Here is a 10,125-nt window from a genome sequence, read left to right on the forward strand (position 1 = left end):
CCTTGATCAAGTCTTGAGTTGATGCGGGACAATTCGGCATGAGCAACAAAAAGCAACGCATCGTCGTCGGCCTCTCCGGCGGCGTGGATTCCGCCGTCACCGCCTATCTGCTCAAACAGCAGGGCCATGAGGTGATCGGCATCTTCATGAAGAATTGGGAAGATGACGACAGCGATGATGGCGAGAACGGCAAGTACTGCTCGTCCAATATCGACTTCATCGACGCGGCGGCGGTCGCCGATGTGATCGGCATCGAGATCGAGCATGTCAACTTCGCCGCCGACTACAAGGACCGCGTCTTTGCGACCTTTTTGCGCGAGTACCAGGCCGGCCGCACGCCTAACCCCGACATCCTGTGCAACGCCGAAATCAAGTTCAAGGCCTTTTTGGACCATGCGATGCGGCTGGGCGCAGAGAAGATAGCAACGGGTCACTACGCCAGGGTTCGTGAGTTGGCTGGTCAAGTGCAATTGCTCAAAGGCGTCGACAACAGCAAGGATCAAAGCTACTTCTTGCACCGCTTGAACCAGGCGCAGCTGGCCAAGACACTGTTCCCCGTCGGCGAGCTGCACAAGACCGAGGTGCGCCGCATCGCCGACGAGATCAAGCTGCCCAACGCGCGCAAAAAGGACTCGACCGGCATCTGTTTCATCGGCGAGCGGCCGTTCCGGGAGTTCTTGAACCGCTACCTGGCCCATCAACCCGGCCCCATCAAAGACGAGCGCGGCCGCAAGATCGGCGAGCATGTGGGACTGTCTTTCTACACCCTGGGGCAGCGCCAAGGCCTCGGCATTGGCGGGCTGAAGGACAAGGGAGCGGCGCGCGGCGGCGGCGACCACTCGCCTTGGTTTGTGGCCAAGAAGGACATGGCCAACAACACGCTGTATGCGGTGCAAGGCCATCAGCACCCCTGGCTGCTCAGCCACACGCTGATTGCCGACGACATCAGCTGGACCAGCACGCAGCCCCCCGGCGCCGGCCACATCGCCGCCAAGACCCGCTACCGGCAAAGCGATGCCGCCTGCGAATTCAACCCCGCATCGCCCGCTGCGGGGCAATTCGGCCTCAGCTTTGAGCAGGCGCAGTGGGCCGTCACGCCGGGTCAAAGCGCGGTGCTGTACGACGGCGAAGTCTGCCTCGGCGGCGGTGTCATTGCGCAAGTTCCAGAGTCGCCATGACCAAGGGCACGGGGCAATTCGGCCCTGCTGTGGCACGCTTGCGGGTTTTTTGAATCTGGCCTTCCCTTGAATACTTTCGACCGCTTGCTCGCCCGCTTCGCCCAGCCCAGCGTGGCACTGCGCGTCGCCGTCTTGGCGGTCTGCGCGCTCGAGTTGGCGGCCACGGTGGCGGCCTTGCTGGGCTTTCAAACCGACGCCTATGACGGCGCGATCGCCGCCTTGTACCTGCGCTTGGGCGGCGCCAGCAACGACGCAGCCTTGCTGCTGGGCTGCTTTGCGCTGGTGCTGCTGTTCGCCTGGGCCTACTGGTGCCTGGCCCGCGATGCCAGCACCGATCAGCCGCCCCGCCATGCCTTGGCGCGGCTGATTTGGGTCAACCTGTTGGCCATCAGCGTGACGCCCGGCCTACCTTTTTTAGTCACCGCCTTGGCGGCGGTCTTGTTGCGGGCGCGCCCGGCTTTTTTGTTCGCCCTCGCTCAAATCGCCATCAACCTGGCCCTTTACCGCCTGCTGCCCTTGCCCGCCTTGGCGCAAACAGACACCGCCATACCCGCTTGGTTGGACGGCTTGGGTTTGCTGATGGCGATGGTGGCGCTGCACGGCATGGCCTTCGGCTTGGGGCGCATGGTGGCCGCCGAGGCTGAAAAGCGCCGCTGGCTGCAGGTGATGCTGGCCGAACGCTTGAGCGGCGAGCAATTACAGGCCGAACAGCTGCGCTTCAGCGAGCGCGCCATGATGGCGCGCGAGCTGCATGATGTGGTCGGCCATCACTTGACCGCCCTGAATCTGCAGCTGCAACTGGGCAGCGCCTTGCTGCAGCGCCGCGACGCGGGCGGCGCGCTGCTGGCGGTGGACAAGGCGCGCGCGAACGCCGCCGGCCTGCTGGCCGATGTGCGTGAGGCGGTATCACAGCAGCGCAGCGCGCCCCGCATTGACCTCACCAGCGCGCTGCAAGCGCTGGCCGACGGCATCGCCAGCACCCGCATCGCACTCGACATCGCCCCGGCCGCGCGCGACCTCGGCCCACGCGTCGCCCACGCGCTCTTGCGCTGCGTGCAGGAGGCCGTCACCAACAGCGTGCGACATGCGCGCGCGGCCACGGTGCACATAGCCTTGGACCTGCTGGCGGGCCAGGACAGCCAAGAGATCTTCGTCAGCATCGACGATGATGGCCGCGGCGCGCCGCAACTCAAAGCCGGCAACGGCTTGCAAGGCATGGCCGAACGGATGCAAGAGCTAGGCGGCCGGATGGCCGTGACGCGCTGCCGGCCGGGTTTCAGAATTGAGCTGCGTTGCCCGCGCGAAGTACAAGTTAGCCCCGAACACCCTGGAAGGACGGTATGAGTCAAGCGCTGATCAAACTGATGCTGGTGGAGGACCAGCAACTGGTGCGCGAGGCGCTCAAGGGCCTGCTCGCTTTGAGCGACGAGATTGCCATCGTCGGCGAGGCCGGCGACGGCGCCGAGGCGCTTGACATGATCGCCGCCCAAGGCCTGGAGCAAACGCCCGACATCGTCTTGTCGGATATGCGCATGCCGCGGCTGGACGGGCTGGGCCTGATCCGAGCGCTGGCGGCGCGCGGCCTGAACATCCCTGTCGTGTTGCTGACCACCTTTGACGACGCGGGCATTTTTGACGAAGCGGTGCGCTCCGGCGCGCGCGGCTTTTTGCTCAAGGCGATCAGCCCCGACACCCTGCTGCAGTCGCTGCGCGAGGTGATGAACGGCGGCACCGCGCTGCGCCCCTCGCTGACGGCCCGCATGGAGCGGCCGGTCGCGGCGGCTGAGCGCTCTTTTGTGGCGACCGAGCAGCCCGACCCGCTGTCGCCCAAGGAGCTGCAAGTGCTGCGCCTGGTGGCCAGTGGGCGCAGCAATACCGAGATCGCCGCGCTGCTGGGCAATAGTGAGGGCGTGATCAAGAACCACTGCTCCTCGGTGTTCTCAAAAATGGGGGTGCGGGACCGGACTCAAGCAGTGTTGCGCGCGATCGATCTGGGTTGGATCTAAGCGCCTCAGTCGCGCACCGAGCGGCCCAGATTCAGCACCCAGTAACGCCCATGTTTGCCGGGCCCGCCTGCACAGGCCAGCGCGACATCGCGAAAGTCGGCCTGCATGATGTTTTCGCAATGTTTGGCGCTGACGATCCAAGTCTGCAACACCTCGTCCAGGCTCTCTTGGCCCGCGGCCAAGTTTTCGCCCAGGCGGTAGGCCAAATAGCCATTCCCTCGCAGGCGCTCCCGCAGCGTGCGACCATTGCTTGACAGATGGTTGAGCAGATCGCCCTGCGCCAGCTCGGCCGCATGGCGCTGCGCCACTTGCGCCAGCCGGCCGTCCCAGCGCAAGGGGCCGGCCGGCCCAAAACCCTGCGGCCCACAGCTGCGCGGCTGGGCTCGAAAAGCATTCAAGTCCTCAATCACTTGCTCGACCGAGAACTTGCTTTGGCAGCTGAGCTCGGCCTCTTGGCCACGGGCCGGCGCTGCCACCCCAACAGCCAAGGGAGCCAGCAGCATGACAAATAAAGTTCTCAAAAACATGGACGGGGCAACCAGGCTCACTCGTTAGAGCGCGAATCCTACCCGCCCATCCGCCAAACTCGCCGCTCGCGCCGGTCAAGGGCAATTCATCTCTTGGCACAGCAAAACCCCGGCGCGCATGGCAAGATCCGCCCCGTTGATTCAAATTGAGACCTCACTCCCACCATGGCTGACGCAACTCCCGCATCTTTGGGTCAATTGAAGATTGACCGCCAAGCCTCGACAGCCCAGGTCAAGCGCCCGCGCAAGACCTGGCCCTGGATCTTGGGGGGAGCCGTCGTTTTGGGCTCGCTGACCGCGTTCTTGATGCCGTCCAAACCGGCGGTGCAGGCCAGCACCGTGCTGCAGAGCTACCCCTCGCAGCAATACCTGCAGCTAACGGCTTCCGGCTACGTGGTCGCGCAACGCCGCGCGGCGGTGGCCTCCAAGGGCAGTGGCCGGCTGATCGAGCTGAATGTGCGCGAGGGCAGTCTGCTCAAAAAAGGCGATCTGATCGCTCGCCTTGACGCCAGCGATGTGCAGGCCTCCATCGGCACCGCCCTGGCCGGCGTACGCCAGGCCGAGGCCGGCCTGCGCCAAGCGCAGGCGCAGGCGCAACAGGCCGGCGTCGAACTCGGAAATGCCGAGGCAGAGATGCAGCGCAGCAAGAGCCTGCAGGCGCAGGGCTTTGTGTCGGCTCAAGCACTTGACGCCAACCAGCGCCGGCTTGACGCCGCCCGCGCCGGCGTGGCCGCAGCCCAAGCCAGCGTGGGTCAGGCGCAAGCCAGCCAGGGTCAGGCGCAGGCCTTGTTGGCGGTGCAAAACGTCGCCCGCGACTACACCGAAATCCGCGCACCGTTTGACGGCGTGGTGCTGAACAAGAACGCCAATGTCGGCGACATGATCACGCCCTTCTCTAACGCCTCGGGCTCGCAAGGTGCGGTCGTCACCATGGCCGACCTGACCACGCTGGAGGTCGAGGCCGATGTATCCGAGGGCAGCCTGGCCAAGGCGACCAAGGGCCAGCCGGTCGAGATCACGCTGGATGCGCTGCCCGAGATGCGCTTCACCGGCCAGGTCGCCGGCATCGTGCCGACGGTGGACCGCGCCAAGGCCACGGTGATGACCAAGATCCGCTTCGACAAGCTCGACCCGCGCATCCTGCCGGAGATGAGCGCCAAGGTCAGCTTTTTGTCCAAGGCGCCGACGCCGGCCGAGCAGCAGCCGGTCTTGGCCGTCAACCCGAAAACCTTGTTGGACAAAGACGGCAAGCAGTGGTTGCTGCGCATCAAGCGCGACGGTGACAAGGAATTGTTGGAAGCCGTCGAGGTCAAGGTCGGACGCAAGCTCGGCGATGTGGTCGAAGTGACAGGTGCCGTCAAATCGGGCGACCGGATTGTGCTGGCGCCCAGCGCCAAGCTCAAAGACGGCGGCCAAGTGACGCTGGCGGCCAAGTGACGTCATGAACGAACCCTTGATTCGCATCCGCGACTTGTCCAAGTCCTATCAACGCGGCGGCCAAGAGATTCCCGTGCTGGTAGACATCCAGCTTGACGTCATGGCCGGTGACTTTGTCGCCCTGATGGGCCCCAGCGGCTCGGGCAAAAGCACGCTGCTCAATCTGATCGCCGGCATTGACCAGCCCAGCAGCGGCCGCATCGAGATCGGCGGCATCGACATCGCCACGATCTGCGTGGGCCAGTTGGCAACCGGCCGCGCCGCCCATGTCGGCTTCATCTTTCAGTTTTACAACCTGCTGCCGGTGCTGACCGCGTTCGAGAACGTCGAACTGCCGCTTTTGCTGACCAACTTGTCGGGTCGGCAGCGGCGCGAACACACGCTGGCGGCGTTGGAGATGGTGAAACTGTCCGACCGGCTGGATCATTACCCGAACGAACTCTCGGGCGGCCAACAGCAGCGCGTGGCGATTGCCCGCGCCCTGGTCAGCGACCCGACCTTGATCGTGGCAGATGAGCCCACCGGTGACCTCGACCGGGTCACCGGCTCCGAGGTCCTGGACTTGCTGCAGCAGCTGAACCGCGACCTGGGCAAGACCATTGTGATGGTCACCCACGACCCCAAGGCCGCCGCGCGCGCGCGCCGCATGGTGCATCTGGAAAAAGGCGTCTTGGTCAGCGAAGCAGAATTGAACGCACAGGCCTGAGGCTTCAGCAGACGCCGCCATGTTCATCTTCAAACTCCTGCTCAAGAACGCCTTTCGCCACAAGCTGCGCACCCTGCTGACCATGGTCGGCCTGGTGGTGGCGATCAGTGCGTTCGGGCTGTTACGCACCATCATCGACGCTTGGTACGCCGGCGTTGAAGGTAGCAGCAGCACGCGCCTGGTCACGCGCAGCGCGATCTCGCTGACCTTCCCGCTGCCGATGAACTATGCGCAGCGACTCAAGGGCGTGGACGGCGTCAGCAGCATTTCCTGGTCAAACTGGTTTGGCGGCGTCTACCTGACCGAGCGCAATTTCTTCCCGCAGTTTGCCGTTGAGCCGGCCAGTTATCTGGCGCTCTATCCCGAGTACCGGCTCAGCGACGCCGAGCGGCTGGCCTTCCTGCGCGACCGCCAAGGCGCCATCGTCGGCCGCAAGCTGGCCGACAAACACGGCTGGAAGATCGGCGACCAAATCCCCATCCGTGGCACCATCTATCCGGGCACCTGGACCTTCACGCTGCGCGGCATCTGGGACGGCGCCGAGGCCAAGACGGACGAAAGCCAGCTGCTGTTTCACTGGGCGTTTTTGAACGAGTCGATCCGCAAGCTGGCACCCAAGCGGGCCGATGCGGTGGGCGTTTACATCATCGGCATCAATGACCCGCAAAACGCCGCGCTGATCTCGCAGCGGGTCGACGCCGGCTTCAAGAACTCGCTGGCCGAGACGCTGACCGAGACCGAGTCGGCCTTTCAACTCAGCTTTGTGTCGATGAGCGAAGCCATCCTGCTCGCCATTGAAGCGGTCAGCTACATCATCGTCGTCATCATCATGGCGGTGATGGCCAACACCATGACCATGACCGCCCGCGAGCGGCTGGCCGAATACGCGACGCTCAAAGCGCTGGGCTTCGCGCCCAGCTTTGTCGTCAAGCTGCTGTTCGGCGAGAGCCTCTTGATCGCGCTGCTCGGCGGCCTGGCCGGTTTGCTGTTGACGCTGCCGCTGGCGGCCGGCTTCGGCAAGGCCATCGGCACGCTGCTGCCGGCGTTCCAGGTCTCGGGCCTGACGATGGGCCTGCAGATGCTGGCGGCCTTGGTCGTGGGCGCGGTGGCGGCCGCTTGGCCGGCGTGGAAGATGAGTCGGATTGATATTGTTCAAGGGCTGAGGCACGTCGCGTGAAACAAATTCCGCTTAGTTATATTGCCCGGAATTTATGGGTGCGCCGCGTCACCACCTTGCTGACAGCCGGCGGCATGGCCCTGGTGGTGTACGTGTTCGCCACCGTCTTGATGATGAGCGAGGGCATCCGCGCAACGCTGGTCGCAACCGGCCAGCCCGACAATGTGATTGCGCTGCGCAAGGGCGCCGGCGCCGAAATCAACAGCGGCATTGACCGACTGCAGGCCAGCATTCTGGAAAGCCTGCCCGGCATCGCCACCGATGCGGCCGGCCAGCCCTTGGTCACCAAGGAGCCGGTGGTCTTGAACAACCTGCCCAAACGCGGCAGCGGCAAGCCCAGCAATGTGACGGTGCGGGGCACCAGCGAGCGCGGCCTGCAGCTGCGCCCGCAGGTGCAAATGATTGAAGGCCGGATGTTCCGACCCGGCACCTCCGAGATCGTCACCGGCAAAGCGATCGCACGCGGTTTCCAGGGCGCGGGCCTGGGCGAGACCTTGCGCTTCGCCGGCCGCGACTGGACGGTGGTGGGCGTGTTTGATGCTGGGCGCACCGGCTTTGACTCCGAAATCTGGGGCGACGCCGAGCAGATGCTGCAGGCCTTCCGCCGCGGCGCGTTTTCCAGCGTGGTGTTCCGGCTCGCCGATGCGAGTCAATTTGAAACACTCAAAGCCCGGATCGCCGACGACCCGCGCCTGACGGTCGAGCTCAAGCGCGAGGCGGTGTTTTACGCCGAGCAAAGCGAGGCGCTGGCCAAGTTCATCAGCATCCTGGGCACGGCCTTGTCGGTGATTTTCTCGGTCGGCGCCATCGTCGGCGCGATGATCACGATGTTCGCGGCCGTGGCGTCGCGGGTGGGTGAGATCGGCACCTTGCGGGCGCTGGGCTTTCAGCGCGGCGCGGTGCTGTTGGCCTTTATGCTGGAGTCGCTGCTGTTGGCCTTGGTGGGCGGGGTGATCGGCCTGGCTGCGGCCTCGCTGATGCAGACGGTGAATATCTCGACCACCAATTTCCAGACCTTCTCGGAGCTGGCCTTTCAGTTCAAGCTGACGCCGGCCATCGCCTGGCAGACGCTGCTGTTTTCGCTGTTTATGGGTTTTGTCGGCGGCTTCATTCCGGCCTGGGGCGCGGCGCGGATGAAGATTGTGGACTGCTTGAGAGCGGCTTGAGAGCGGCTTGAACGCCAGCGGGTAAACCCTCGCCGCTGCCCCTTGAATGGGGGGATTCGTACCCTAGGCTAAGTACCCATGGGCCGCCAGCGTCAAACGTGAATAAATAAGCACTCGCTCGGTGGAACTGAAAGCCCGCTAGCCTCGCCACGGCGATCGATGCAGAGCTGCCTCCCACCGTCAAGCAATCGACCGATTGACTGAGAGGGATTTGTTCATGAAGCTTTCCATACCGACCCGTTTTGGGTTTGCGGCGCTGGCACTGGCCAGCTCGACCTTCGCCTCCGCCTCCATGCCGGTTCCGGCCGTTTACACGCAGGGCTTCGAGGACTTGGCCAGCTCCGGCTGGCTGCTCACCAATAACAGCACGCCGGCCGGCTTGAGCTGGTTCCAAGGCGTGCCCGAGTCGCTGAGCGCGCAAGCCGGCGCCAGCAACTCCTTCGCGATGGCCACGTACAACAGCGCCGCCAACGGCGTCGGCGCGATCGAGAACTGGTTGATCAGCCCGGAGATCGCGCTGAATGGCGCCACCGACCTAAGCTTCTGGGCACGCACCGAAGACACCGCCGGTTTTGCCGACACGGTCAAGGTCTATTTCAGTGCCGGCGCGTCCTCTGACACCGCCAGCTTCACGACCTTGTTGAACACTTTCAGCGCCGCGACGAGCTGGTGGCAGTACAGCGGCGCGCTGCCCACCGCCGCGTCAGGTCGCATCGCTTTCGTCTACGCGGTCGCCGACGCCGAAACCGCCAACGTCGTGGCGATCGACAGCGTCAGCATCACCACCGCCGTCCCCGAGCCCAGCAGCTATGCCTTGATGGGCCTGGGCCTGTGCGCCATCGCCTTCGCTCGACGCAAAGCTCGCGCCAAGTGACCCTCGGCAAGACGCCGCCCCACCTGATAGCAAGGAAAAAGATCATGAAAATCAACAGTAGCCCCCTGGCTGCGGCATTTGCCGTTGCCATCGTGTTGGCAACGGCTGGCGCTTCGGCGGCCACCGTTGCCAAAGACCCAAGCAGCGGTGAGTTGCGTGCACCGACCGCAGCCGAAGCTCAAGCCTTGAGCCAGCCCGCCGCTGGTGCCCGCACAAGTGGCGGGGCCGTTCAGCCGCGTGGCCTGTTGACCGGCAAGGTCAACCCGCAGCCGGTCCAGCATGCCGACGGTTCGGTCGAGCATGAATTGGACGAAAGCACGCTGTCCTTCAGCGTCGCCACACGCAATAGCGACGGCAGCATCAGCCAGGCTTGCGTGACCGGCCCGGACGCCGCTGCAGCCGCCATGAAGGCGCCCGCCAAATCAAGCAAGAAGGGACATAGCCATGCGCTCAAATAAAACCTCTTCCCTGGCCATCGCAGCGTCCGTGTTGGCTGCCGGCTTGGGACTGCACCTGCAAACCCAGGCGGCCGCCACCATCATCATCAACAATACCAACGCACCCGGCGTCGGCTTCAATGACGCCAGCGCTGCCACACCGGTTGGCGGCAACGCCGGCACCACCCTGGGCGCGCAACGCTTGATTGCGTTCACCCACGCCGCCAATATCTGGGGCGCCACGCTGACCAGCAACCAGCCCATCATCATCAACGCGCAGTTCACCCCATTGACCTGCTCGGCCACCTCGGCGGTGCTGGGCAGCGCCGGTGCAACGGCGGCATTCCGCAATTTTGCGAACGCGCCCAAGGCCAACACCCTGTATTCCTACGCCCTGGCCAACAAGATCGCCGGTGCCTACCTGGGCACCCTCAACGCGCCACAAATCAACTCCAACTTCAACAGCAATCTTGGCAATCCCGGTTGCCTGGATGGCACCTTCTTCTACTTGGGCCTGGACAGCAACCACGGCAGCAACATCGACTTCGTGGTCACGCTCTTGCATGAGATGGGCCATGGCATCGGCTTCCAGACCTTCACCAATGGCAGCACCGGCG

General features: G+C 64.3%; 10 protein-coding genes and 1 pseudogene. 10 read left to right on the top strand and 1 reads right to left on the bottom strand.

The features are described 5' to 3' along the window. Nucleotides 1-38 precede the first annotated feature (38 nt). From mnmA to RMO57_RS06690, 3 genes are all read left to right on the top strand, one after another. Nucleotides 39-1,178 (top strand): tRNA 2-thiouridine(34) synthase MnmA, encoded by a 1,140-nt coding sequence (gene mnmA / locus RMO57_RS06680; protein WP_310385292.1) that lies wholly within the window; start codon nt 39-41, stop codon nt 1,176-1,178. A gap of 66 nt (nt 1,179-1,244) precedes the next feature. Beyond that, a complete protein-coding gene (locus tag RMO57_RS06685; RefSeq protein ID WP_310385293.1) occupies nt 1,245-2,522 on the top strand; it encodes a sensor histidine kinase in 1,278 nt (425 codons plus the stop codon). Next, entirely contained in the window at nt 2,519-3,184 is a 666-nt protein-coding gene (locus RMO57_RS06690; RefSeq protein ID WP_310385294.1) for a response regulator transcription factor, read from the top strand. Before RMO57_RS06685 ends, RMO57_RS06690 begins: the two co-directional genes overlap by 4 nt. 5 nt (nt 3,185-3,189) lie before the next feature. Here RMO57_RS06690 and RMO57_RS06695 read toward each other — a convergent pair whose 3' ends face one another. Further along, complete coding sequence (locus RMO57_RS06695; protein WP_310385295.1) at nt 3,190-3,687, bottom strand: CAP domain-containing protein; 498 nt, start codon at nt 3,685-3,687, stop codon at nt 3,190-3,192. Nucleotides 3,688-3,876: 189 nt separating this feature from the next. On the opposite strand from RMO57_RS06695, the gene RMO57_RS06700 reads away from it, so the two are divergent. The 7 genes and pseudogenes from RMO57_RS06700 to RMO57_RS06730 all read left to right on the top strand — a co-directional run. Further along, nucleotides 3,877-5,148, top strand: a complete 1,272-nt coding sequence (locus RMO57_RS06700) for an efflux RND transporter periplasmic adaptor subunit (protein WP_310385296.1) — start codon at nt 3,877-3,879, stop codon at nt 5,146-5,148. A 4-nt stretch (nt 5,149-5,152) separates the two neighbouring features. Then, nucleotides 5,153-5,854, top strand: coding sequence for an ABC transporter ATP-binding protein (locus RMO57_RS06705; protein WP_310385297.1), 702 nt, complete (start codon nt 5,153-5,155; stop codon nt 5,852-5,854). A 19-nt stretch (nt 5,855-5,873) separates the two neighbouring features. Next, nucleotides 5,874-7,031 (top strand): ABC transporter permease, encoded by a 1,158-nt coding sequence (locus tag RMO57_RS06710; protein ID WP_310385298.1) that lies wholly within the window; start codon nt 5,874-5,876, stop codon nt 7,029-7,031. Continuing rightward, a complete protein-coding gene (locus tag RMO57_RS06715) occupies nt 7,028-8,197 on the top strand; it encodes an ABC transporter permease (protein ID WP_310385299.1) in 1,170 nt (389 codons plus the stop codon). Before RMO57_RS06710 ends, RMO57_RS06715 begins: the two co-directional genes overlap by 4 nt. Before the next feature lie 217 nt (nt 8,198-8,414). Next, a complete protein-coding gene (locus tag RMO57_RS06720; RefSeq protein ID WP_310385300.1) occupies nt 8,415-9,071 on the top strand; it encodes a choice-of-anchor J family PEP-CTERM protein in 657 nt (218 codons plus the stop codon). A 44-nt stretch (nt 9,072-9,115) separates the two neighbouring features. Then, nucleotides 9,116-9,529, top strand: coding sequence for a post-PEP-CTERM-1 domain-containing protein (locus RMO57_RS06725; protein ID WP_310385301.1), 414 nt, complete (start codon nt 9,116-9,118; stop codon nt 9,527-9,529). Beyond that, nucleotides 9,516-10,125, top strand: a pseudogene (locus tag RMO57_RS06730) (peptidase); the annotation flags it as partial. The gene RMO57_RS06725 and the pseudogene RMO57_RS06730, both read left to right, overlap by 14 nt.

The organism is Roseateles sp. (assembly GCF_031397715.1).
GTDB lineage: Bacteria > Pseudomonadota > Gammaproteobacteria > Burkholderiales > Burkholderiaceae_C > Paucibacter_A.

Bases quoted from the DNA above. Each gene is read 5' to 3' on its own strand.
- RMO57_RS06700 (WP_310385296.1), top strand. From the start codon at position 3,877: ATGGCTGACGCAACTCCCGCATCTTTGGGTCAATTGAAGATTGACCGC.
- RMO57_RS06725 (WP_310385301.1), top strand. From the start codon at position 9,116: ATGAAAATCAACAGTAGCCCCCTGGCTGCGGCATTTGCCGTTGCCATC.
- RMO57_RS06710 (WP_310385298.1), top strand. From the start codon at position 5,874: ATGTTCATCTTCAAACTCCTGCTCAAGAACGCCTTTCGCCACAAGCTG.
- RMO57_RS06705 (WP_310385297.1), top strand. From the start codon at position 5,153: ATGAACGAACCCTTGATTCGCATCCGCGACTTGTCCAAGTCCTATCAA.
- RMO57_RS06690 (WP_310385294.1), top strand. From the start codon at position 2,519: ATGAGTCAAGCGCTGATCAAACTGATGCTGGTGGAGGACCAGCAACTG.
- RMO57_RS06720 (WP_310385300.1), top strand. From the start codon at position 8,415: ATGAAGCTTTCCATACCGACCCGTTTTGGGTTTGCGGCGCTGGCACTG.
- mnmA (WP_310385292.1), top strand. From the start codon at position 39: ATGAGCAACAAAAAGCAACGCATCGTCGTCGGCCTCTCCGGCGGCGTG.
- RMO57_RS06695 (WP_310385295.1), bottom strand. From the start codon at position 3,687: ATGCTGCTGGCTCCCTTGGCTGTTGGGGTGGCAGCGCCGGCCCGTGGC.